Origin of the sequence: Enterobacter sp. BNK-18 (assembly GCF_047456135.1) — a bacterium.
Taxonomy (GTDB): Bacteria; Pseudomonadota; Gammaproteobacteria; order Enterobacterales; family Enterobacteriaceae; genus Enterobacter; species Enterobacter ludwigii.
Map to the genome: position 1 here is coordinate 1 of NZ_CP179899.1, position 23,101 is coordinate 23,101.

Annotated in this window: 17 protein-coding genes, 4 tRNA genes and 3 rRNA genes; 20 read left to right on the top strand and 4 right to left on the bottom strand. The window is 54.1% G+C overall.

Translation table 11 applies throughout. The features are described 5' to 3' along the window. Positions 1-303 precede the first annotated feature (303 nt). From ACMGG3_RS00005 to dkgB, 7 genes are all read left to right on the top strand, one after another. Positions 304-1,843, top strand: a 16S ribosomal RNA gene (locus ACMGG3_RS00005). Between the two features lie 70 nt (positions 1,844-1,913). After that, a tRNA-Ile gene (locus ACMGG3_RS00010) sits at positions 1,914-1,990 on the top strand. A 38-nt stretch (positions 1,991-2,028) separates the two neighbouring features. Further along, positions 2,029-2,104: transfer RNA gene (locus ACMGG3_RS00015), tRNA-Ala, on the top strand. Positions 2,105-2,284: 180 nt separating this feature from the next. Continuing rightward, positions 2,285-5,190 (top strand): 23S ribosomal RNA (locus tag ACMGG3_RS00020). A 63-nt stretch (positions 5,191-5,253) separates the two neighbouring features. Beyond that, positions 5,254-5,369 (top strand): 5S ribosomal RNA (rrf, locus tag ACMGG3_RS00025). Together the 16S, 23S and 5S rRNA genes with 3 tRNA genes alongside form the textbook arrangement of a ribosomal RNA operon. 55 nt (positions 5,370-5,424) lie before the next feature. Further along, positions 5,425-5,501, top strand: a tRNA-Asp gene (locus ACMGG3_RS00030). 162 nt (positions 5,502-5,663) lie between these two features. Next, positions 5,664-6,467 (top strand): 2,5-didehydrogluconate reductase DkgB, encoded by an 804-nt coding sequence (gene dkgB / locus ACMGG3_RS00035; RefSeq protein ID WP_059306445.1) that lies wholly within the window; start codon positions 5,664-5,666, stop codon positions 6,465-6,467. A 31-nt stretch (positions 6,468-6,498) separates the two neighbouring features. On the opposite strand, the gene yafC is transcribed toward dkgB, so the two are convergent. Continuing rightward, complete coding sequence (gene yafC, locus ACMGG3_RS00040) at positions 6,499-7,404, bottom strand: DNA-binding transcriptional regulator YafC (protein ID WP_014168734.1); 906 nt, start codon at positions 7,402-7,404, stop codon at positions 6,499-6,501. A gap of 104 nt (positions 7,405-7,508) precedes the next feature. Between yafC and ACMGG3_RS00045 the strand changes: the two genes are divergently transcribed. From ACMGG3_RS00045 to ACMGG3_RS00055, 3 genes are all read left to right on the top strand, one after another. Next, positions 7,509-8,684: an MFS transporter gene (locus tag ACMGG3_RS00045; protein ID WP_047356242.1), complete on the top strand. Its 1,176-nt coding sequence runs from the start codon at positions 7,509-7,511 to the stop codon at positions 8,682-8,684. 136 nt (positions 8,685-8,820) lie between these two features. Further along, the gene (locus ACMGG3_RS00050) at positions 8,821-9,621 is read left to right on the top strand and encodes an endonuclease/exonuclease/phosphatase family protein (RefSeq protein ID WP_025205128.1); all 801 of its coding nucleotides are present in this window, start codon (positions 8,821-8,823) and stop codon (positions 9,619-9,621) included. Between the two features lie 74 nt (positions 9,622-9,695). Continuing rightward, positions 9,696-10,469: a class I SAM-dependent methyltransferase gene (locus tag ACMGG3_RS00055; RefSeq protein ID WP_032681620.1), complete on the top strand. Its 774-nt coding sequence runs from the start codon at positions 9,696-9,698 to the stop codon at positions 10,467-10,469. Positions 10,470-10,521: 52 nt separating this feature from the next. Here ACMGG3_RS00055 and mltD read toward each other — a convergent pair whose 3' ends face one another. Both mltD and gloB read right to left on the bottom strand, forming a co-directional pair. After that, complete coding sequence (gene mltD / locus ACMGG3_RS00060) at positions 10,522-11,886, bottom strand: murein transglycosylase D (protein ID WP_014168738.1); 1,365 nt, start codon at positions 11,884-11,886, stop codon at positions 10,522-10,524. Positions 11,887-11,954: 68 nt separating this feature from the next. Next, positions 11,955-12,713 carry a hydroxyacylglutathione hydrolase gene (gloB, locus tag ACMGG3_RS00065; RefSeq protein WP_047744233.1) on the bottom strand — a complete coding sequence of 253 codons (759 nt, stop codon included), beginning with the start codon at positions 12,711-12,713 and terminating at the stop codon, positions 11,955-11,957. Positions 12,714-12,745: 32 nt separating this feature from the next. Between gloB and ACMGG3_RS00070 the strand changes: the two genes are divergently transcribed. Beyond that, entirely contained in the window at positions 12,746-13,462 is a 717-nt protein-coding gene (locus ACMGG3_RS00070; RefSeq protein ID WP_020882800.1) for a class I SAM-dependent methyltransferase, read from the top strand. Here ACMGG3_RS00070 and rnhA read toward each other — a convergent pair whose 3' ends face one another. After that, positions 13,463-13,930: a ribonuclease HI gene (gene rnhA / locus ACMGG3_RS00075; RefSeq protein WP_014168741.1), complete on the bottom strand. Its 468-nt coding sequence runs from the start codon at positions 13,928-13,930 to the stop codon at positions 13,463-13,465. A gap of 64 nt (positions 13,931-13,994) precedes the next feature. On the opposite strand from rnhA, the gene dnaQ reads away from it, so the two are divergent. The 9 genes from dnaQ (at position 13,995) to ACMGG3_RS00120 (ending at position 23,096) form a co-directional block, all read left to right on the top strand. Further along, complete coding sequence (gene dnaQ, locus ACMGG3_RS00080) at positions 13,995-14,726, top strand: DNA polymerase III subunit epsilon (RefSeq protein ID WP_032677465.1); 732 nt, start codon at positions 13,995-13,997, stop codon at positions 14,724-14,726. A 132-nt stretch (positions 14,727-14,858) separates the two neighbouring features. Further along, positions 14,859-14,935 (top strand) — tRNA-Asp (locus ACMGG3_RS00085). 386 nt (positions 14,936-15,321) lie between these two features. Continuing rightward, positions 15,322-16,041, top strand: a complete 720-nt coding sequence (locus tag ACMGG3_RS00090; protein WP_014168746.1) for a FadR/GntR family transcriptional regulator — start codon at positions 15,322-15,324, stop codon at positions 16,039-16,041. Next, positions 16,038-17,051, top strand: a complete 1,014-nt coding sequence (locus tag ACMGG3_RS00095) for an ABC transporter ATP-binding protein (protein ID WP_414149464.1) — start codon at positions 16,038-16,040, stop codon at positions 17,049-17,051. The genes ACMGG3_RS00090 and ACMGG3_RS00095 overlap by 4 nt, the downstream gene beginning before the upstream one ends. After that, positions 17,048-18,130 carry an ABC transporter ATP-binding protein gene (locus ACMGG3_RS00100; RefSeq protein WP_250368616.1) on the top strand — a complete coding sequence of 361 codons (1,083 nt, stop codon included), beginning with the start codon at positions 17,048-17,050 and terminating at the stop codon, positions 18,128-18,130. Before ACMGG3_RS00095 ends, ACMGG3_RS00100 begins: the two co-directional genes overlap by 4 nt. A gap of 2 nt (positions 18,131-18,132) precedes the next feature. Beyond that, the gene (locus ACMGG3_RS00105; protein ID WP_073395551.1) at positions 18,133-19,647 is read left to right on the top strand and encodes an ABC transporter substrate-binding protein; all 1,515 of its coding nucleotides are present in this window, start codon (positions 18,133-18,135) and stop codon (positions 19,645-19,647) included. Between the two features lie 18 nt (positions 19,648-19,665). Beyond that, on the top strand, positions 19,666-20,607 hold the full coding sequence (locus ACMGG3_RS00110; RefSeq protein WP_020882795.1) for an ABC transporter permease: 942 nt from the start codon (positions 19,666-19,668) through the stop codon (positions 20,605-20,607). 2 nt (positions 20,608-20,609) lie between these two features. Next, the gene (locus tag ACMGG3_RS00115) at positions 20,610-21,485 is read left to right on the top strand and encodes an ABC transporter permease (protein ID WP_025205112.1); all 876 of its coding nucleotides are present in this window, start codon (positions 20,610-20,612) and stop codon (positions 21,483-21,485) included. Between the two features lie 9 nt (positions 21,486-21,494). Next, entirely contained in the window at positions 21,495-23,096 is a 1,602-nt protein-coding gene (locus tag ACMGG3_RS00120) for a gamma-glutamyltransferase family protein (protein ID WP_020882793.1), read from the top strand. Positions 23,097-23,101: the final 5 nt, after the last annotated feature.

Consider the following 23,101-nt stretch of genomic DNA (forward strand, 5'->3'; position numbering starts at 1 on the left):
ACCCTATAATGCGCCTCCATCGACACGGCGGATGTGAATCACTTCACAGTTAACCCGGTCGGTTGAAGAGAAAAAATCCTGAACATCAGGGTTGACTCTGAAAGAGGAAAGCGTAATATACGCCACCTCGCGACGGTGAGCTGTAAGCCGCGTCGCAACTGCTCTTTAACAATTTATCAGACAATCTGTGTGGGCACTCAAAGTGACATGGATTCTTAATGTCTTCGGACAAAAAATGAATACCAAGTCTCTGAGTGAACATACGTAATTCATTACGAAGTTTAATTCACGAGCATCAAACTTAAATTGAAGAGTTTGATCATGGCTCAGATTGAACGCTGGCGGCAGGCCTAACACATGCAAGTCGAACGGTAGCACAGAGAGCTTGCTCTCGGGTGACGAGTGGCGGACGGGTGAGTAATGTCTGGGAAACTGCCTGATGGAGGGGGATAACTACTGGAAACGGTAGCTAATACCGCATAACGTCGCAAGACCAAAGAGGGGGACCTTCGGGCCTCTTGCCATCAGATGTGCCCAGATGGGATTAGCTAGTAGGTGGGGTAACGGCTCACCTAGGCGACGATCCCTAGCTGGTCTGAGAGGATGACCAGCCACACTGGAACTGAGACACGGTCCAGACTCCTACGGGAGGCAGCAGTGGGGAATATTGCACAATGGGCGCAAGCCTGATGCAGCCATGCCGCGTGTATGAAGAAGGCCTTCGGGTTGTAAAGTACTTTCAGCGGGGAGGAAGGTGTTGCGGTTAATAACCGCAGCAATTGACGTTACCCGCAGAAGAAGCACCGGCTAACTCCGTGCCAGCAGCCGCGGTAATACGGAGGGTGCAAGCGTTAATCGGAATTACTGGGCGTAAAGCGCACGCAGGCGGTCTGTCAAGTCGGATGTGAAATCCCCGGGCTCAACCTGGGAACTGCATTCGAAACTGGCAGGCTAGAGTCTTGTAGAGGGGGGTAGAATTCCAGGTGTAGCGGTGAAATGCGTAGAGATCTGGAGGAATACCGGTGGCGAAGGCGGCCCCCTGGACAAAGACTGACGCTCAGGTGCGAAAGCGTGGGGAGCAAACAGGATTAGATACCCTGGTAGTCCACGCCGTAAACGATGTCGACTTGGAGGTTGTGCCCTTGAGGCGTGGCTTCCGGAGCTAACGCGTTAAGTCGACCGCCTGGGGAGTACGGCCGCAAGGTTAAAACTCAAATGAATTGACGGGGGCCCGCACAAGCGGTGGAGCATGTGGTTTAATTCGATGCAACGCGAAGAACCTTACCTACTCTTGACATCCAGAGAACTTAGCAGAGATGCTTTGGTGCCTTCGGGAACTCTGAGACAGGTGCTGCATGGCTGTCGTCAGCTCGTGTTGTGAAATGTTGGGTTAAGTCCCGCAACGAGCGCAACCCTTATCCTTTGTTGCCAGCGGTCCGGCCGGGAACTCAAAGGAGACTGCCAGTGATAAACTGGAGGAAGGTGGGGATGACGTCAAGTCATCATGGCCCTTACGAGTAGGGCTACACACGTGCTACAATGGCGCATACAAAGAGAAGCGAACTCGCGAGAGCAAGCGGACCTCATAAAGTGCGTCGTAGTCCGGATTGGAGTCTGCAACTCGACTCCATGAAGTCGGAATCGCTAGTAATCGTAGATCAGAATGCTACGGTGAATACGTTCCCGGGCCTTGTACACACCGCCCGTCACACCATGGGAGTGGGTTGCAAAAGAAGTAGGTAGCTTAACCTTCGGGAGGGCGCTTACCACTTTGTGATTCATGACTGGGGTGAAGTCGTAACAAGGTAACCGTAGGGGAACCTGCGGTTGGATCACCTCCTTACCTTAAAGAACCTGCCTTTGTAGTGCTCACACAGATTGTCTGATGAAAAACAGCAGTAAAAAACCTCTACAGGCTTGTAGCTCAGGTGGTTAGAGCGCACCCCTGATAAGGGTGAGGTCGGTGGTTCAAGTCCACTCAGGCCTACCAAATCTGTCATGCAGATTTGAAGAGGTTGGTCATACGATGGGGCTATAGCTCAGCTGGGAGAGCGCCTGCTTTGCACGCAGGAGGTCTGCGGTTCGATCCCGCATAGCTCCACCATCTTTTACTGCGAAAACAAGAAAACTTCAGAGTGAACCTGAAAAGGTGCACTGCGAAGTTTTGCTCTTTAAAAATCTGGATCAAGCTGAAAATTGAAACGACACACATGTTATGTGTGTTCGAGTCTCTCAAATTTTCACAAACCGGTGGTGAATCGAAAGAAACATCTTCGGGTTGTGAGGTTAAGCGACTAAGCGTACACGGTGGATGCCCTGGCAGTCAGAGGCGATGAAGGACGTGCTAATCTGCGAAAAGCGCCGGCGAGGTGATATGAACCTTTGACCCGGCGATGTCCGAATGGGGAAACCCAGTGTGTTCCGACACACTATCGTTAACTGAATACATAGGTTAACGAGGCGAACCGGGGGAACTGAAACATCTAAGTACCCCGAGGAAAAGAAATCAACCGAGATTCCCCCAGTAGCGGCGAGCGAACGGGGAGCAGCCCAGAGTCTGAATCAGCTTGTGTGTTAGTGGAAGCGTCTGGAAAGTCGCACGGTACAGGGTGAAAGTCCCGTACACGAAAGCACACAGGCTGTGAACTCGAAGAGTAGGGCGGGACACGTGGTATCCTGTCTGAATATGGGGGGACCATCCTCCAAGGCTAAATACTCCTGACTGACCGATAGTGAACCAGTACCGTGAGGGAAAGGCGAAAAGAACCCCGGCGAGGGGAGTGAAAAAGAACCTGAAACCGTGTACGTACAAGCAGTGGGAGCCTCTTTATGGGGTGACTGCGTACCTTTTGTATAATGGGTCAGCGACTTATATTCTGTAGCAAGGTTAACCGTATAGGGGAGCCGAAGGGAAACCGAGTCTTAACTGGGCGTTAAGTTGCAGGGTATAGACCCGAAACCCGGTGATCTAGCCATGGGCAGGTTGAAGGTTGGGTAACACTAACTGGAGGACCGAACCGACTAATGTTGAAAAATTAGCGGATGACTTGTGGCTGGGGGTGAAAGGCCAATCAAACCGGGAGATAGCTGGTTCTCCCCGAAAGCTATTTAGGTAGCGCCTCGTGAACTCATCTTCGGGGGTAGAGCACTGTTTCGGCTAGGGGGCCATCCCGGCTTACCAACCCGATGCAAACTACGAATACCGAAGAATGTTATCACGGGAGACACACGGCGGGTGCTAACGTCCGTCGTGAAGAGGGAAACAACCCAGACCGCCAGCTAAGGTCCCAAAGTCATGGTTAAGTGGGAAACGATGTGGGAAGGCACAGACAGCCAGGATGTTGGCTTAGAAGCAGCCATCATTTAAAGAAAGCGTAATAGCTCACTGGTCGAGTCGGCCTGCGCGGAAGATGTAACGGGGCTAAACCATGCACCGAAGCTGCGGCAGCGACGCTTATGCGTTGTTGGGTAGGGGAGCGTTCTGTAAGCCGTTGAAGGTGTCCTGTGAGGGGTGCTGGAGGTATCAGAAGTGCGAATGCTGACATAAGTAACGATAAAGCGGGTGAAAAGCCCGCTCGCCGGAAGACCAAGGGTTCCTGTCCAACGTTAATCGGGGCAGGGTGAGTCGACCCCTAAGGCGAGGCCGAAAGGCGTAGTCGATGGGAAACAGGTTAATATTCCTGTACTTGGTGTTACTGCGAAGGGGGGACGGAGAAGGCTATGTTAGCCGGGCGACGGTTGTCCCGGTTTAAGCATGTAGGCGGAGGTTCCAGGTAAATCCGGTTCCTTGTTAACGCTGAGGTGTGATGACGAGGCACTACGGTGCTGAAGTAACAAATGCCCTGCTTCCAGGAAAAGCCTCTAAGCATCAGGTAACATCAAATCGTACCCCAAACCGACACAGGTGGTCAGGTAGAGAATACCAAGGCGCTTGAGAGAACTCGGGTGAAGGAACTAGGCAAAATGGTGCCGTAACTTCGGGAGAAGGCACGCTGATATGTAGGTGAAGCCCCTGCGGGTGGAGCTGAAATCAGTCGAAGATACCAGCTGGCTGCAACTGTTTATTAAAAACACAGCACTGTGCAAACACGAAAGTGGACGTATACGGTGTGACGCCTGCCCGGTGCCGGAAGGTTAATTGATGGGGTTAGCGGCAACGCGAAGCTCTTGATCGAAGCCCCGGTAAACGGCGGCCGTAACTATAACGGTCCTAAGGTAGCGAAATTCCTTGTCGGGTAAGTTCCGACCTGCACGAATGGCGTAATGATGGCCAGGCTGTCTCCACCCGAGACTCAGTGAAATTGAACTCGCTGTGAAGATGCAGTGTACCCGCGGCAAGACGGAAAGACCCCGTGAACCTTTACTATAGCTTGACACTGAACACTGGTCCTTGATGTGTAGGATAGGTGGGAGGCTTTGAAGCGTGGACGCCAGTCTGCGTGGAGCCAACCTTGAAATACCACCCTTTAATGGCTGGTGTTCTAACGTAGACCCGTAATCCGGGTTGCGGACAGTGTCTGGTGGGTAGTTTGACTGGGGCGGTCTCCTCCCAAAGAGTAACGGAGGAGCACGAAGGTTAGCTAATCCTGGTCGGACATCAGGAGGTTAGTGCAATGGCATAAGCTAGCTTGACTGCGAGAGTGACGGCTCGAGCAGGTGCGAAAGCAGGTCATAGTGATCCGGTGGTTCTGAATGGAAGGGCCATCGCTCAACGGATAAAAGGTACTCCGGGGATAACAGGCTGATACCGCCCAAGAGTTCATATCGACGGCGGTGTTTGGCACCTCGATGTCGGCTCATCACATCCTGGGGCTGAAGTAGGTCCCAAGGGTATGGCTGTTCGCCATTTAAAGTGGTACGCGAGCTGGGTTTAGAACGTCGTGAGACAGTTCGGTCCCTATCTGCCGTGGGCGCTGGAGAATTGAGGGGGGCTGCTCCTAGTACGAGAGGACCGGAGTGGACGCATCACTGGTGTTCGGGTTGTCATGCCAATGGCACTGCCCGGTAGCTAAATGCGGAAGAGATAAGTGCTGAAAGCATCTAAGCACGAAACTTGCCCCGAGATGAGTTCTCCCTGAGACTTTAAGTCTCCTGAAGGAACGTTGAAGACTACGACGTTGATAGGTCGGGTGTGTAAGCGCAGCGATGCGTTGAGCTAACTGATACTAATGAACCGTGAGGCTTAACCTTACAACGCCGAAGATGTTTTGGCGATGAGAGACGATTTTCAGCTGATACAGATAACAGAATTTGCCTGGCGGCTTTAGCGCGGTGGTCCCACCTGACCCCATGCCGAACTCAGAAGTGAAACGCCGTAGCGCCGATGGTAGTGTGGGGTCTCCCCATGCGAGAGTAGGGAACTGCCAGGCATCAAATTACGTAGTAAGCCGGTGCATAAATCCGGTGGTTACAGCAGTCTTCGGTGGAGCGGTAGTTCAGTCGGTTAGAATACCTGCCTGTCACGCAGGGGGTCGCGGGTTCGAGTCCCGTCCGTTCCGCCACTTATTAAAAGCCCTGAGTTAACGCTCAGGGCTTTTTTCATATCTGTCGTATCATTATTGCCAAATCAGCAAAAATCCTCTGCGTTAAACGCTCTTTTTCTGCATAACGGCAGCAGCGATAATCCTCCTCAGTTAACAATCATTATGAATAACGAGGATTACATGACTATCCCTGCACTGGGTCTGGGCACTTTCCGCCTGAAAGACGACGTTGTTATCGCATCTGTTAAAACTGCACTTGAACTTGGCTATCGCGCAATTGATACGGCGCAGATTTACGATAACGAAGCTGCCGTTGGTCAGGCTATCGAAGAGAGCGGCGTAGCGCGCAGCGAGCTTTTCATCACGACCAAAATCTGGATTGAAAACCTCAGCAAAGACAAATTGATCCCCAGCCTGAAAGAGAGCCTGGAAAAACTGCGTACCGACTATGTGGATCTGACGTTGATCCACTGGCCATCACCGAACGATGCCGTGTCAGTCGAGGAGTTCATGCAGGCATTGCGTGAAGCGAAAGAGCAGGGCTTAACGCGTGAAATAGGTATTTCTAATTTCACCATCCCGCTGATGGAAAAAGCCATTGCCGCCGTGGGGGCTGAAAACATTGCAACCAATCAGATTGAACTCTCTCCCTACCTGCAAAACCGCAAAGTCGTGGACTGGGCAAAACAGCACGGCATCCACATCACCTCATATATGACCCTGGCCTACGGTAAAGCACTGAAAGATGACGTGATTAATCGTATCGCAGAGAAACATAGCGCAACGGCTGCACAGGTGATTCTGGCATGGGCGATGGGTGAAGGTTACGCCGTGATCCCCTCTTCAACCCGACGTGAAAACCTGGCCAGCAACCTGTTAGCGAGGGATCTCCAGCTGGACGCCGAAGACAAAAAAGCGATCGCTGCCCTGGAATGCAACGATCGTCTGGTCAGCCCTGAAGGTCTGGCACCTGACTGGGATTAATATTGACCCTTTCCTCTGTAACCTGAAACCCTCACACAGCTCCCCCGGGAGCTGTTTTTATATGTTCGCTCAGGAAATCGATAAAGGCGCGTATGCGCGTACTTACCGCTCTGTCACTGTAATAAACTGCACTAAAAGGCATCTCCACAGGCAGACGTTTATCTGCCATCAGCTCTACAAGCTCACCGCGTGCAATTTCTTTATCAATCATATAGTCCGACAAACAGGCGATCCCATTCCCTTCGAGGCAAAGCTGCTTCAGCGTTTCTCCACTGTTGGACGATAACCCACTGGTGATTTCATGCAGTTGACCATCATGACAGGCCACAGGCCAGGTGTTCAGCGATACGGGCTCCGTGAAGCCCAGGCACAGGTGCTGCTTCAGCTCTTCAACCGTCTCTGGTTTGCCATGCTCTGCGATGTATTGCGGTGACGCGACTATCTTGCGGTAGCTGGCAAAAAGAGGGCGGGCCCGCAAGCTCGAGTCGGTCAGGGTGCCGGCCCGGATCGCCACATCCACTTTCCGCTCGATGAGATTGATAAACGTCTCTGAGGAAACTAACGAGAGCGTCATCTCCGGATAGCGTTCGCGGAAAGGCTTGATCAGCGGCATCAGAAAATGAAGAACAACCGGTGTTGCCGCATCAATGCGCAGCAATCCGCGTGGCGTGCTACGGGTTTCCATAATCTCTGTTTCTGCCGCCGCCATCTCCTGCAGGACGGACTGCACACGGCGGAAGTAACGCTCGCCTTCCTCCGTCAGGCTTAGCTGACGCGTCGTTCGGTTGAGAAGACTGACGCCGAGCTTCATCTCCAGTTTTTTCACCGAGCGGCTGATGGCTGAATTAGCCTGCCCCAACTGCTCGGCCGCACGGCTAAAACTGCCGCTTTCGACGACGGCGACAAAAATTGTCAGCTCTTCCGACGTTGCTTTCATTGTTGCACCACCTGCAAAATTCTATTGATATTTTGACCATTTTTGTTATTTAAGCACTGGCGCATACTGCCTGTCATCTTAATCCTGATGATATGGAGTTATTTATGCCACTGGCGCTACTTGCCCTGACGATCAGTGCCTTTGCAATTGGCACGACCGAATTTGTTATCGTAGGACTGGTGCCTACGATAGCTAACCAGCTTTCAATCTCGCTGCCTTCTGCCGGCCTGTTGGTTTCTATCTATGCGCTCGGGGTTGCCATCGGCGCCCCCGTCCTGACCGCGTTGACGGGACGTTTCCCGCGTAAGCCGCTGTTGGTTGCGCTGATGGTGTTATTCACCGCTGGCAATATTCTGGCCTGGCAGGCGCCGGACTACACCACGCTGGTGATTGCCCGGCTGCTGACCGGTCTCGCTCACGGTGTGTTCTTCTCCATTGGTTCAACTATTGCAACCAGCCTGGTACCAAAAGAGAAAGCAGCATCCGCCATCGCGATTATGTTCGGTGGTCTGACCGTCGCCCTTGTCACCGGTGTACCGTTAGGAACGTTTATCGGACAGCACTTTGGCTGGCGCGAAACCTTCCTTGCCGTCTCTTTACTGGGGGTGATTGCCCTGGTTGCCAGCCTGCTATTGGTACCGTCGACGATTGCAGGACGTGCGAGTGCCAGCCTGAGCGATCAGCTCAAGGTACTCACGCATCCGCGTTTGCTGATCATCTACGCCGTCACAGCGCTCGGCTATGGAGGGGTATTCACGGCTTTCACCTTCCTGGCTCCGATGATGCAGGACCTGGCAGGCTTCTCACCCAGTGCAGTGAGCTGGATTTTGCTGGGGTATGGTATCTCCGTCGCCATCGGTAATATCTGGGGAGGGAAGCTTGCGGACAAACATGGTGCAGTGCCGGCCCTGAAGTTTATCTTCGTAGCACTGGTTGTTCTGCTGATGATTTTCCAGTTCACGGCATCGATGCAATACGCCGCGCTGATAACGGTACTGGTGATGGGGATCTTCGCCTTTGGTAACGTGCCAGGCCTGCAGGTTTACGTGGTACAAAAAGCCGAACTTTATACACCCAACGCGGTAGATGTCGCATCGGGCCTGAATATTGCCGCGTTCAATATTGGGATTGCGCTGGGGTCTATCATTGGTGGGCAAACCGTTGAACATTTCGGATTAACCCAAACGCCATGGATTGGTGCGGTGATTGTTCTGGTCGCTTTCCTGCTCATTAGCCTGAGTGGGCGCCTTGATAAACCCGCTCGTGTAGTGCTGGGATAACATCAGTAAGTGCTTGCTTACAAAACTGGAAAGCGGTTTATCTGAAATTGCGTTGAAAGTGTACCCTAAAGTCCCTATAACATTAGAACCAGTCCGTTTTCCGGGCTGGTTCATGTTACAGAGGCCGTTTCCAAAAGTGCGAAAAAATACCTATGCCATGCGTTATGTTGCCGGAATGCCCGCGGAGAGGATCTTGCCTCCGGGGTCGTTTGCGAGCATAAGTCAGGCATTACCTGCCGGGACACCCTTAAGCAGCGATGAAAAAATCCGGGTGCTGGTGTGGAACATCTTTAAACAACAGCGCGCTGAGTGGTTATCGGTACTCAAGAATTTTGGGAAAGACGCCCATCTGGTGCTGTTGCAGGAGGCGCAAACCACCCCCGAGCTGGTAAGGTTTGCTACGACTCACTACCTTGCTGCTGACCAGGTCCCCGCGTTTGTCTTGCCGCAACATCCTTCTGGCGTGATGACTCTCTCTTCGGCTCATCCGGTCTATTGCTGCCCGCTGCGCGAACGCGAGCCGATTCTGCGTCTGGCGAAATCGGCGCTGGTAACGGTCTACCCACTGCCGGACACGCGCATGCTGATGGTTGTGAATATCCACGCGGTCAACTTCAGCCTGGGCGTGGATGTGTATAGTAAGCAGTTACTTCCGATCGGTGACCAGATCGCCCATCACAGCGGGCCCATCATTATGGCCGGGGATTTTAATGCCTGGAGCCGTCCGCGCATGAATGCGCTGTATCGCTTTGCACGCGAAATGTCGCTGCGTGAAGTTCGTTTTAGCGATGACCAGCGCAAGAAAGCGTTTGGCCGTCCTCTCGATTTTGTCTTCTATCGTGGTCTGAACGTTCACGACGCCTCTGTTCTGGTGACGCGTGCCTCCGATCACAATCCTCTACTCGTTGAATTCAGTCCCGGCAAACCTGATAAATAATGGTATGTCAGGTCTGCCGTGGGGCAGGCCATTCGGGTGCTGCCCTTTATTTTTAACAACAAAAGGACAGTACGATGACAACAACACACTCCCATCATGACAATGTAGAAAAACAGTTTGGCTCCCAGGCAAATGCTTATCTGAGCAGTGCAGTGCACGCGTCTGGCCGTGATCTGGTCCGTCTCGGTGAACGCCTGGCGGCAGTGCCGCACGCGCATGTTCTGGACTTAGGCTGTGGCGCCGGGCATGCCAGCTTCACGGCAGCACAGCAGGTGGCGCAGGTCACGGCCTATGATTTATCCAGTCAGATGCTGGAGGTGGTTGCAGAGGCCGCACAAGACAAAGGGCTGAACAACATCGCAACGCGTCAGGGCTATGCCGAATCCTTACCCTTTGAAGATGCCTCATTTGAAGTTGTTATCAGCCGTTATTCTGCCCATCACTGGCATGATGTCGGCCAGGCATTACGTGAAGTTAAACGCGTTCTGAAGCCGGGCGGGGTCTTTATCATTATGGATGTGATGTCGCCGGGACATCCGGTGCGTAATATCTGGCTGCAAACGGTTGAAGCGCTGCGCGACACCTCGCATGTGCAAAACTACTCCAGCGGGGAGTGGTTAGCGCTGATTACTGAAGCAGGGCTGATCACACGTGCATTGATAACGGACCGCTTGCCGCTGGAGTTCAGCTCGTGGATTGCCCGTATGCGCACGCCGGAAGCGTTAAGCCAGGCCATTCGGTTGTATCAGGATAGTGCGTCAGCGGAAGTGAAGGCGTACTTTGAATTGCAGGATGATGGATCATTTACCAGCGATACCATCATGGCTGAAGCGCAAAAAGCAGCGTAAAGAAAAAAGGCACCGAGGGGAATCGGTGCCTTTTTATCGTTAGGTCATGTCATCAGGAGTCTGGCGTGGCGCTGTTTTTTACAAACAACGTCAGCTGGTCGCCTGGTTTCAGATTGTCAGTATCATTGTTCCAGCGCATCACATCCTTGATATTTACGCCGTGTCGTTTTGCGATACTGGACAGTGAATCACCTTTACGCACACGATAGGTAATGCTATCGCTGTTGCTGGCGAGACGCTGTGCACTGTTACCTGCACCCACCGTCAGAGTCTGACCCACTTTCAGGCCTGAGCTGCGCAGATTATTCCACTGCTGCAGATCGTTTGCCGTCACGCCAAGACGTGAGGCAATGCCCGAAAGCGTATCACCTGACCGAACCTTATAGCTGCGGCTGTTCACGGATGATGCATCCGCGATCAGTGTTGACTGAACAGCGGCAATTTCACCCGATGCTAAAGACTCACGTAACTGCTCAGCATGTTTCTGCGGAACCATTACATACTGCGGACCACTGGCCCCCAGCGTTGAGCCTTTAACGCCTGCATTAAAGGTTTTCAGTTTACTTACCGACATACCCGTCATATCAGCAACCTGTTGAATATCAACCGGATTGCTGAGGCGAACGCGCGCCAGTGCACGACTTTCGTCTGGTGTTGGCAGTTGTACACCGTAACGCTTGCTGTTCTTGAGAATATCGCTCAATGCCAGCATTTTCGGTACGTAAATCTTCGTTTCCTGTGGCAGTGAGAGCGACCAAAAATCGGTGGATTTACCCCGTGCTTTATTCGCTTTCATTGCCTTCAGTACACGACCTTCGCCACTGTTATACGCTGCGACCGTTAACAGCCAGTCGCCGTCGAACATCTTATTAAGACGTTCCATCATGTCGAGAGCGGCTGTCGTTGAAGCGACAACATCACGACGCGCATCATAGTTGCGGGTCTGTTTCAAACCATAGTTTCGCCCGGTGCTCGGAATGATCTGCCAAATGCCTGCGGCATTGGCGCCAGACGTCGCGTGTGGGTCAAAAGCGCTCTCCACTATGGGTAGGAGTACCAGCTCCATCGGCATGTTACGTTTCTTAACTTGCCCGGCTATCCAGTACATATACGGCTCTGCCCGTAAAGTTACATCGTGGAGATAGCTCTTATTTCTTAAATACTTTTGCTTCTGTTCGCGAATCCGGTTGTTTTCCGGAATTCCCATCTTTAGCTCGTCGCCAATAGAGGTCCACAAGTCTTCATCCTGTGCGAAAGACGTCCCATCGTCCATCCATCGCGCTGAACTTGTAAACTTCCCTGCTTCCCCTTGACCAGCTGCAGAAAGGCTCTGTGCGTGCTGTTGTACGTTGCTGCCGTTCTGCGACTGGCAACCTACAAGCAGGACAGAGGCGAGTAATATCGCTTTTGCCTTCATGTGTGTGTCAATAGTTGCTTAAAAGACGAGCGATGATAACGGCGAAATTTTGAAAAGGCAACCCGCAATTATCTGAAGTTATCTTTCTTTGACCTTAACCATGCAAATCGTTGTTCTGGTTGTGACAAATTTGTTTCTTTGTTAATTTCATCAATTAAATCAATATCATCTGTTCGTAAAAATAAATTAGTTTTACGCTCATTTTTCAGAATTACGGGGAGTGTTTTTTGGTTTTTTGCACGTAACTCCTTCACTTTGTGATAATAATCTTGAATCGCCCGATCCTCTGGCAAGATGCTCGCCGCAAACTTCATATTTCCTAATGTATACTCATGTGCGCAACAAATAAGGGTATCGTCAGGTAATGCGCTAATCTTCTGTAATGACTGGTACATCTGGGCTGGGGTGCCCTCGAAAAGCCTTCCACAGCCTCCAGAGAACAGCGTGTCGCCGCAAAAAAGATAAGGTTTACTGTAGAAACAAAGATGTCCCAAAGTGTGACCTGGTGTAGCAAATACAGAAAACTCCCACTCGCGTATGAGGATATTTTCACCTTCTTCGACTACCTGCGTTGTTCCTTTATCTTGTGTCTCTGCCGGTCCGTAAACCACCAGATGCGGGAATTGGGCACGAAGGTCAGCAACGCCGCCGGTGTGATCGTTATGATGATGGGTCAGAAGGATGGCCTCTGGTTGCCAGCCGTTCTCTTTTATCGCGTCTGATACAGGAGCCGATTCTCCAGGATCGACAATGACGCACCGACGCTCGTCATCGACTAAAACCCAGATGTAATTGTCCTGAAAGGCGGGAATACTGATAAGATTCATAAATTACCTCTTATAGCGTGGTGGGTGTGTTGATGAAACCGGCAAGGATACCTCAGATTGTCCCGGCACCTGAACGTTGGGCCGAATTGCCCTGGGGTGAATACTATCGCGAGAACCTGGAACAGCAGCTTAAACCCTGGCTCGCGAAAATGTATGGTTTTCACTTGCTTAAGATTGGCAATCTCAGCGCGGAAATCAATACCGAAAGCTGCGCTATCTCACATCAGGTTAATGTCTCTCTTGGCGCATCGCCGGTTCAGGTGAAAGCGGATCCTTTGCATCTGCCGTTTGCGGAAAAGTCCGTTGATGCCTGTCTGCTGGCACACACGTTGCCCTGGTGCAGCGATCCTCATCGCCTGCTGCGCGAGGCCGACCGCGTCCTGATTGATGATGGCTGGCTGATACTCAGCGGGTTCAATCCGCTGAGTCTGATGGGGCTGCGCAAGCTGGTTCCGGTGCTTCGCCGGACACCGCCGTATAACAGCAGGATGTTCACGATGATGCGCCAGCTTGACTGGCTTTCACTGCTGAATTTTGAGGTGCTCTGCTCGGGCGGTTTTCAGGTACTTCCCTGGGCGCGGCAGGGGGGCGTTGTTCTGAGCACCCATCTGCCGGCATTAGGCTGCATGCAGTTTATTGTCGCGCGTAAGCGAACCATCCCCCTTACGCTTAATCCGATGAAGCAGAGTAAATCGAAATCGCCCATTCGCCAGACCGTGGGCGCTACGCGGCAGTACAGAAAACCCTGATCAGGATTCGGGCTGATAGCCTGTGTCTTCATGAGCGGGGTTGGATGCCGCTGCCCGTGCCAGTTCGTCACATCGTTCGTTTTCGGGGTGGCCTGCGTGACCTTTAACCCATTCCCATTTAATCTCGTGCTGGCCCAGCGCAGCATCAAGACGTTTCCAGAGATCGACGTTTTTGACTGGCTTTTTATCTGCCGTCTTCCAGCCGCGTTTTTTCCAGTTGTGGATCCACTGGGTGATCCCCTGGCGTACGTACTGACTGTCAGTGCTCAACACCACATCGCAGTGTTCTTTTAGCGCTTCCAGCGCCACAATGGCGGCCATCAACTCCATGCGGTTGTTGGTGGTCAGAAAATAGCCTTCGCTAAAAGTTTTTTCATGCTCACGATAGCGCATAATCGCGCCATAACCGCCAGGCCCTGGGTTGCCGAGGCAAGATCCATCGGTGAAAATTTCTACCTGTTTACGCATCTCTGGTAGACTTCCTGTATTTGAAACGTTCAGTTAAACGATAAGTCTGACATAAATGACCGCTATGAGCACTGCAATTACTCGCCAGATTGTCCTCGATACCGAAACCACCGGTATGAACCAGATCGGCGCGCACTACGAAGGGCACAAGATCATTGAGATCGGTGCCGTTGAAGTGGTGAACCGTCGTCTTACGGGGAACAACTTCCATGTCTACCTCAAACCCGACCGGCTGGTGGACCCAGAAGCGTTCGGCGTGCACGGTATCGCCGATGAGTTCTTGCTGGATAAACCGACCTTCGCGGAAGTGGCAGACGAATTTCTGGAATATATCAAAGGCGCCGAGCTTATCATTCACAACGCGTCGTTCGATATCGGCTTTATGGACTATGAGTTCAGTAAGCTCCATCGTGATATTCCGAAAACGAACACGTTCTGTAAGGTGACCGATAGCCTGGCGCTGGCGAGGAAAATGTTTCCTGGCAAGCGTAACAGCCTGGATGCGCTCTGTTCTCGCTATGAAATAGATAACACCAAGCGAACGCTGCATGGCGCATTGCTCGATGCCCAGATCCTGGCGGATGTCTACCTGGCGATGACCGGTGGTCAGACGTCCATGAAGTTCAGCATGGAAAATGAATCGCAGCAGACGCAGGGGGAAGCGGGGATTCAACGCGTTGTTCGCCAGGCCAGTCGTTTGCGGGTGGTTTTAGCCAGTGATGAAGAGTTACTTAACCATGAATCCCGTCTTGATTTAGTGCAGAAGAAAGGCGGAAGCTGCATGTGGCGGGCCTGAAAAAGGGCCAGAATGCCTGTAAAATCATCGTTTGGGTGAATTTTGCAGCAAACGATTCAAAACGTGAGAAAAAGCGTTGACGAGTCCGGAGGCAAACCGTAATATGCGCCTCGTTCCCCCAGCGGGAACAGTGGAGCGGTAGTTCAGTCGGTTAGAATACCTGCCTGTCACGCAGGGGGTCGCGGGTTCGAGTCCCGTCCGTTCCGCCACTATTCAGAAGGCCTGAATCAGAAATGATTCAGGCCTTCGTCGTTTTTGCGTCTGCAAATCTTCTTTATCCATCCCCCCGTCTTTATTAACAAAAAGTTAATATCTGTGGTGCAATTAATTAACATTTGATCAATGATAGTGCACAATTTGCACCGTATTTGTGCATTTTGCCACCAATTGTCTTTTTGGCAGCGGAGCAGATGTGTAATTTTGTAAAAAATAATTCACAGAAAATCATTCGCTTATCTCCATCCCTTCAGAAAGTTCATGAACCAATGCTTTATTGGTTCGTTTATTGCTTAATCATTAGCACGGTAAGTAGCACGTCATATCAATAACTTATCGTTAATAAAAATAAAGTAATGATGATAGCGAGCGAACCAATATGGAAAAACCGTCACGGTTTCTGGCCAATTCCAGCACCGCGCTTGAGCAGCTGCGCGGACTGATCAACCAGCATGAGTCAACACCAGGCACTCCGCTGCCCACTGAACGTGAGCTGTCGGAGACTCTCGGCGTAGGACGACGTGAAGTACGTCGTGCGCTGGATGTGCTGGAAGAGGAGGGGCGGATCTGGCGTAAACAGGGCAAAGGGACCTTTATAGGCCCGTCTGCACCTGTTGAACCTCTGGCCCTTCAGGGATTGGTTCAGCAAACCAACCTTCTGGAAGTCATGGAAGCTCGTCTTCAGCTCGAACCCGGCTTAGCCCGGCTTGCGGCACTGCGTGCCACCAGGGAAAACCTCGCGCTTATGCAGCGCATGCTGGAACGCATTGATAAGGTCAGCCCGGACGACCGCGATCTCAACGAACTCTGGGATAGCGCATTTCACCGCGCCATTGCCGAGGCTGCCGGTAATCGCCTGATGCTTGGCCTGTTTGATGCCATTGATGCCGTCAGACGTGAACCGGGCTGGCAGCATTTGCGCGAATTAGCCCGTACACCCGAGCGGGTTGATCACTATAACGACCACCATCAAAAAATCATGTCTGCGATTATCCATCGCCAGCCTAATGAAGCAGCGGCCGCCATGCGCGAACACCTGCTTAGCCTGCAGTCAGCCCTGATTCAGGCTATTCACCTTGAGGACGACTTCACGCTATGACGACGATCCCGTTTAAGGACCCCACGCCTGTACTGCGGCTGCAAAATCTTAACGTAACGTTCGCCGGCTCTCCGGTGAGCGTGCTTGATGGTATTTCACTGACGGTCAACGCGGGAGAAACGCTGGCGCTGGTGGGGGAATCCGGCTGCGGGAAAAGTATCACCTCATTAGCGCTGATGGGCTTACTGCCCGCCAGCGCACAGATCGTCAGCGGCGAGATGCAGTTCCGTCGTCACGACTTACGAAAGCTTTCACCGCGGGAATATGCCGATCTTCGCGGCAGCGAACTGGCAATGATTTTCCAGGAGCCAATGACCTCGCTCAACCCTGCCTTCACGCTGGGAGACCAGCTCAGTGAAGCGGTGATGCGCCATCAGAAACTTTCTCATGCAGAGGCGATGAAGGTTGCGCTGCAGATTCTGGAGAAGGTGCAGATCCCGGCAGCAGAAATGCGCATGAAAGCGTATCCGCACCAGCTTTCCGGGGGGATGCGTCAGCGCGTGATGATTGCGATGGCGCTGATTAACCATCCACGTTTGCTGATTGCCGACGAGCCGACAACCGCGCTGGATGTGACCATTCAGGCGCAGATCCTCGCGCTGCTTAATACCCTCAAAGAGGAGACCGGTACGGCGGTGTTAATGATCACCCACGATCTGGGGGTGGTGGCGGAAGTCGCGCAGCAGGTGGCGGTAATGTATGCCGGACAGGTGGTAGAGCAGGGGAGCGTGGAGGCCATTTTTGCCGACCCGCAACACCCGTACACCATAGGACTGATGGGCTCGATTCCGTCCCTCGGCGCACGTAAAGGCGCGCTTTCCACTATTCCCGGAGCCGTTCCGCTGCCGGAATCCATGCCCAAAGGGTGCCGGTTCGCTACCCGCTGCCCCTTCGCGCAAACGCGGTGTCATGACGAAAAGCCGTCGCTGACGGCGATGGAGACCGACCATCAGGTGGCCTGCTTCCGCGTGCCGCTGGAACAACATATTGCGCTGGGAGAAATTGCATGACGACGCCCATTCTTGAAGCCCGGGACCTGAGCAAGCTTTTTCCCGGCCCTAAAAAACTGTTTACCCCAGCACGTTTTGTCACCGCGGTCGATCGGGTTTCCCTCTCCGTCATGCCTGGTGAAACGCTGGCGATTGTGGGCGAGTCCGGATCCGGAAAATCGACGCTGGGCCGTCTTCTTCTGCGGCTGCTGGCGGCCAGCGAAGGACGCGTATTTTATCAGGGTGAAGAGATCACTCACGCCTCGGGAGCGCGTCTGAACCAGCTGCGGCGGGAGCTGCAGATCATCTTTCAGGATCCTTTCGCATCGTTAAACCCGCGCATGACAGTCGAGCAGATCGTCGGTGAGCCGCTGTGGCTACACCAGTCGATGAAGAAAGCCGACAGGCAATATCGGGTGGCGGAGCTGCTTAAAACCGTAGGGCTGCCAGCGGCCTGGGCGCAACGTTATCCGCACGAATTTTCCGGAGGGCAGCGTCAGCGAATCGGTATTGCGCGTGCGCTGGCCTCCGGGCCAAAGCTGTTGTTGGGGGACGAGCCGGTCTCCGCGCTGGATGTCTCGGTTCAGGCGCAGGTGGTCAACCTGCTGGAAAATCTGAAGCACCAGCTGGGGCTGACAATGGTGATTGTCGCCCATGGCCTGGCGGTTATTCGCCATATGAGTGACCGCGTGGCGGTGATGTATCTCGGGCAAATTGTTGAGCTTGCGACAGTCGAGGAAATCTTTGATGCCCCGCTACACCCCTATACGCAGGCGTTAATCGCCTCCGCCCCCCAGATGCAGCCAGGCGCGCCGCGGGTGGCACCTCTGCTGCAGGGGGATTTACCGAACCCGGCCAGCCCACCGTCAGGCTGCCGTTTCCATACCCGTTGTCCGTATGCCACGGATGAATGTCGCCAGGTCGAGCCGATCAATCAGGTGCTGGATGGGGGACGCCAGATTGCCTGCCACCGCTGGCAGGAGATTAACCGCGATCGCAGTGTTATCCAGATAGCACCGCCATCCGCAGCCTTTCTGCGCCGCCGCGCGCTGTTTGAACACGCGGCCACTCACTCCTCCCTTCCTTCAAGGAACTCATGATAATGACAATGCGTAATTCTCTTTTGACCGTACTGGGAAGTGTTATGTTGCTTGGCGCGGCGCTGCCCGCCCATTCTGAAAGCGTACTGCGAATTGGTCTGGGTGCGGATCCGGACATGCTCGATCCGCATCTTGCGCGCACCTATTATGGCCGTTTCGTCTTTGCCTCTCTGTGCGACCGGCTGGTGGACGTGGATGAGCATCTGAAAGTGGTTCCCGGGCTGGCGAAATCGTGGGCCTGGAGTGACGACGGCAAAACGCTGACCATGGATCTGCGTGAAGGTGTGACCTTCCATGACGGTGAAAAATTTGACGCCGCCGCGGCAAAATACAACCTCGACCGCGCGCTGACGTTAAAAGGTTCGCTGCGTAAAAGTGAAATCTCGTCCGTTGAGTCCGTTGAGGTGACAGGCCCGATGCAGATTGCCCTGCATCTGAAAACACCTGATGCCGCACTGCTGATGCAGCTTACCGATCGCGCCGGGGCGATGATGGCACCCGACGCCGCGAAAAAGCCTGACTTTGCCGCCCATCCGGTCTGCTCTGGCCCCTATAAGTTCGACAGCCGCGTCTCGCAGGACCGTATCGTTCTGACGCGTTTTGACAACTACTGGAACAAAGACGCTTACCACTTCGACAAAATTATTTATCTGCCGATCCCGGATGCTTCCGTGCGTCTGGCTAACCTGCGTGCCGGAGATCTCGATCTGACCGAAGGCATTGCCGCCAGCGACGTGAAAACCGTCGAAGCCGACAGCAAACTGGCGCTGGCGAAGGTGACCGGTCTGGGTTATCAGGGCATTACCTTCAATATCAATAACGGCAAGGTCCCGGCGAACGATCCGTTTAAGGATGCCCGCGTGCGTGAGGCATTTTCTCAGGCAATCGATCGCGATGCGTTAAATCAGGTGGTCTTCGAGGGGCTGTACACCCCGGCAAACCAGGCGTTTTCTACCGTAAGTCCGTATCACGTTAACCTGCCGGTGCCACCACGCGATGTCGACAAAGCCAAAGCGCTGTTGAAAGCGGCAGGCGTCACTACGCCGCTGAACGTCAATCTGCTGGTGCCCAACAACCCAACTTCACAGCAGGTCGGTCAGGTACTGCAGGCGATGGTCGCAGAGGCTGGCTTTAACCTGAACCTGCAAATGACCGAGTTCGCCACGCTGCTCGACCGCCAGCAAAGCGGTGATTATCAGCTGAGCTTCTCTGGCTGGTCGGGTCGTCCGGATCCGGATGGCAGCATCTACGGCTTCATTAACAGCAAAGGCACCCTTAACGACGGTCGTTACAGTAACGCGCAGGTGGATGAATGGCTGACGCAGGCGCGCCTGAGCAACGACAAAGCCGTCCGTCAGCCGCTGTACGACAAGGTGGTGAAACAGCTGCAGACGGATATGCCCATCGCCTACCTCTATTTTGAACCGCGTATTTTTGGTCTGAACAAGAGCGTGCAGGGCTTTAAACCGTATCCGGACGGCATTGTGCGTCTGGCTGGCCTGACGCTGGCGAAATAACTGGCCTGAGGAGAACCCATGCTGGAACTGATTTGCAAACGTCTGCTGCTGGCCATCCCGACCTTACTGCTGGTGAGCATGATGGTGTTTGGCCTGCAAAAACTGCTGCCCGGCGATCCGCTGATCGCCATGGCCGGGGAGGAGCGCGATCCGGCGGTGATCGCCCAGCTGCGTGCTGAGCTCAATCTCGATGCGCCCATCCCTGTGCAGTACTTCAACTGGCTGACGCGCGCGCTGCAGGGCGATCTTGGTGTCTCCTTACGCACTCACGAGCCGGTCACCCAGCTCATTGCCAGCAAACTGCCGGTGACGCTGGAGCTGTCGCTGCTGGCGATGATCATCGCGCTGGTGTTTGGCATCAGCATGGGGATCCTCGCGGCGGTCAACAAAAACAGCTGGGTCGATCACGGTGCCAACTTTGTGGCGATCTCGGGGATCTCGATACCGCATTTCTGGCTCGGGATCCTGTTGATTCTGGTCTTCTCGGTCAATCTGCAATGGCTGCCAGCGTCGGGATTCGTGCCGTTTAGTGAAGATCCGATCCAGAACCTGCGTACGCTGTTGTTGCCTGCCTCGGTACTGGGAACGGGGCTGGCGGCCACGCTGATGCGCCATACCCGCGCCTCCATGATCGCGGTAATGAAGGCCGATTACATCCGCACCGCACGGGCTAAAGGGCTGTTGCCAAAGGCGGTGATTTTAAAGCATGCGTTTCGCAATGCGCTGGTTCCGGTGATCACCCTGACCACGCTGCTGTTCGGCGAACTGCTGGGTGGCGCGGTACTGACCGAACAGGTTTTCACCATTCCAGGGTTCGGCAAGATGATCGTCGATTCGGTCTTTAACCGTGACTATGCGGTGGTGCAGGGGGTGGTGCTTATCGTGGCGATCGGATTCCTGCTGCTGAACCTGCTGGCCGACGTGCTTTACGTTCTTATCAACCCGAAAATGCGAGGTTAAGCATGGCGGAACTGACAACTCAAACCATTGCCGCGGTTCAGCCCCGTGCACAGAACCGGGTGCTGAAGAAATTTCTCGCCAATAAAAGCGCGGTGATGGGGGCCGTAGTGGTGGGCTTTTTTGTGCTGGTGGCACTGCTGGCACCGTGGATCGCGCCTTTTGATCCGGTGAAAGCCAATTTCCTGGCGGTGCGAAAAGCGCCTTCGGTGATGTACTGGTTTGGGACCGATGAACTGGGCCGCGATATTTTGTCCCGCATTATCTGGGGGGCGAGAACGTCGTTGATGGCTGGCTGTATGTCGGTGGTGATCGCCGTGGTCATTGGCGTTCCGCTGGGGCTGGTGGCGGGTTACTTCCAGAAGATGTGGGACGGCGTGATCTCGCGTTTTATTGAAGCGCTGCTGGCCTGTCCGTTCCTGATCATGGCGATCGCGCTCGGGGCGTTTCTGGGCCCAAGCCTGACCAACGCCATGATCGCCATTGGCCTCTCCGCAATGCCGATCTTCGCCCGGCTGACGCGCGGCCAGGTGATCGCCATTCGCAACGAAGAGTATATCGACGGCGCGAGGGCGATTGGCCTGCCGGATCGCTGGATCATCATTAAGTATGTGCTGCCCAATGTGATGTCTCCGATTCTGGTGCAGGCCACGCTGGCCATTGCCTCGGCAATCATTGCTGAAGCCAGTCTGTCGTTTCTGGGGTTAGGCCAGCAGCCGCCGAACCCGTCATGGGGCTCAATGCTTAATACCGCGAAAGGTTTCCTTGAGCAGGCTCCATGGATGTCTGTATTCCCCGGTGTGGCGATTTTTCTTGCCGTGCAGGGCTTTAATTTACTCGGCGACGGACTGCGCGATGCGCTCGATCCGCGCCATGACTAAGGAGTCATGATGACCAAAGCGCTTGATTTCACTTCCGGTTACGATTCACGACGCCCGCCGATGATGGGCCACAACGCCGTGGCGACATCTCAGCCGCTGGCGGCCCAGGCGGGAATGAAAATGCTGCAGCTCGGCGGGAACGCGGTTGATGCGGCGGTTGCAACCGCCATGGCGTTGACGGTGGTTGAACCCACCGGAAACGGTATTGGCAGCGATGCCTTTGCCATCGTCTGGGATGGTGAAAAACTCCATGGCCTGAACGCCTCAGGCCGCTCGCCTGCCAGCTGGCACGCGGATCTGTTTGCCGGTAAAACCGCGGTGCCAGAAATTGGCTGGGACGCCGTCACCGTGCCGGGTGCGGTATCGGGCTGGGTGGCGCTGGCAGAACGTTTTGGCACGCTGCCGCTCACTACGCTGGCGCAACCGGCCATCGAGTATGCGCGTAACGGTTTTCCGGTCTCCCCGTTGATTGGCCATCTCTGGCAGCGGGGTTATAACAAGCTCAAAGATCAGCCAGGCTTTAGCGCCTGCTTTGCACCGGAAGGGCGTGCTCCCCGGGTTGGCGAGATCTTCCGTAACCCGGCGCAGGCTCATTCGCTGGAGCTGATTGCCAGAACCAACGGTGAAGCGTTTTACCGCGGCGAGCTGGCGCAGAAAATTGCCGCTTTCGCGAAAGAGCATGGCGCGCACCTGACGGCTGAGGATTTGGCCAATCATCGTGTGGACTGGGTAGAACTGCTGTCGCGTGATTTTGCCGGTGGTTCGGTGCAGGAGCTGCCGCCAAACGGGCAGGGCATCGCCACGCTGATTGCGCTCGGTATTCTGGAGCAGTGTGGAATTGAAAAACATCATCCGGATTCCGTGCAGTCTCTTCATCTGTCTATTGAAGCGATGAAACTGGCGCTGGCGGATCTCGATCGCTACGTCGCTGATGAAGAACACATGGAGTTTGCGGCCCAGGCGTTGCTGAGCGATCGTTATCTGGCGTCGCGCGCGGCGCTTATCGACCCCGATAACGCCTCCGATTTCGTCTACGGTTCGCCGACGCAGAGCGGCACGGTCTACCTGAGCGCTGCAGATTCCAGCGGTATGATGATCTCCTTTATTCAGTCCAACTATATGGGCTTTGGATCCGGGATTGTGGTGCCGGAGACCGGGATCAGTCTGCAAAACCGCGGCTGTGGCTTTGTGCTGGATCCAAACCATCCGAATGCGCTGGCGGGCAGTAAGCGTCCGTTCCATACCATCATTCCGGGCTTTGCGATGGACGGCAACGGTAAACCGCTGATGTCCTTTGGCGTCATGGGCGGGCCAATGCAGGCGCAGGGGCATATGCAGATGGCGCTGCGCATCATGCTGCACGGGCAAAACCCACAGGCGGCAATTGATGCGCCTCGCTGGCGCGTGGTGCAGGGCAGGGAAGTGATCGTCGAATCGACGTTCGATCGCAATACTATCGCCGCACTGCGTGAGCGCGGGCACCAGATCGTGGTGGAAGATCCGCTCCAGGATTACAACTTCGGCGGCGCGCAGGTGATTTATCGTATGCCGGAAGGGCATTATGTGGCGGCGACAGAGAGCCGCAAAGACGGGCAGGCGCTGGTGAGTTAATGATG

What these genes read in the sequence shown, in the direction of transcription:
- dkgB (WP_059306445.1), top strand. Translation starts at nt 5,664, where the DNA reads ATGACTATCCCTGCACTGGGTCTGGGCACTTTCCGCCTGAAAGACGAC.
- yafC (WP_014168734.1), bottom strand. Translation starts at nt 7,404, where the DNA reads ATGAAAGCAACGTCGGAAGAGCTGACAATTTTTGTCGCCGTCGTCGAA.
- ACMGG3_RS00045 (WP_047356242.1), top strand. Translation starts at nt 7,509, where the DNA reads ATGCCACTGGCGCTACTTGCCCTGACGATCAGTGCCTTTGCAATTGGC.
- ACMGG3_RS00055 (WP_032681620.1), top strand. Translation starts at nt 9,696, where the DNA reads ATGACAACAACACACTCCCATCATGACAATGTAGAAAAACAGTTTGGC.
- mltD (WP_014168738.1), bottom strand. Translation starts at nt 11,886, where the DNA reads ATGAAGGCAAAAGCGATATTACTCGCCTCTGTCCTGCTTGTAGGTTGC.
- gloB (WP_047744233.1), bottom strand. Translation starts at nt 12,713, where the DNA reads ATGAATCTTATCAGTATTCCCGCCTTTCAGGACAATTACATCTGGGTT.
- ACMGG3_RS00070 (WP_020882800.1), top strand. Translation starts at nt 12,746, where the DNA reads ATGAAACCGGCAAGGATACCTCAGATTGTCCCGGCACCTGAACGTTGG.
- rnhA (WP_014168741.1), bottom strand. Translation starts at nt 13,930, where the DNA reads ATGCGTAAACAGGTAGAAATTTTCACCGATGGATCTTGCCTCGGCAAC.
- dnaQ (WP_032677465.1), top strand. Translation starts at nt 13,995, where the DNA reads ATGAGCACTGCAATTACTCGCCAGATTGTCCTCGATACCGAAACCACC.
- ACMGG3_RS00090 (WP_014168746.1), top strand. Translation starts at nt 15,322, where the DNA reads ATGGAAAAACCGTCACGGTTTCTGGCCAATTCCAGCACCGCGCTTGAG.
- ACMGG3_RS00095 (WP_414149464.1), top strand. Translation starts at nt 16,038, where the DNA reads ATGACGACGATCCCGTTTAAGGACCCCACGCCTGTACTGCGGCTGCAA.
- ACMGG3_RS00100 (WP_250368616.1), top strand. Translation starts at nt 17,048, where the DNA reads ATGACGACGCCCATTCTTGAAGCCCGGGACCTGAGCAAGCTTTTTCCC.
- ACMGG3_RS00105 (WP_073395551.1), top strand. Translation starts at nt 18,133, where the DNA reads ATGACAATGCGTAATTCTCTTTTGACCGTACTGGGAAGTGTTATGTTG.
- ACMGG3_RS00110 (WP_020882795.1), top strand. Translation starts at nt 19,666, where the DNA reads ATGCTGGAACTGATTTGCAAACGTCTGCTGCTGGCCATCCCGACCTTA.
- ACMGG3_RS00115 (WP_025205112.1), top strand. Translation starts at nt 20,610, where the DNA reads ATGGCGGAACTGACAACTCAAACCATTGCCGCGGTTCAGCCCCGTGCA.
- ACMGG3_RS00120 (WP_020882793.1), top strand. Translation starts at nt 21,495, where the DNA reads ATGACCAAAGCGCTTGATTTCACTTCCGGTTACGATTCACGACGCCCG.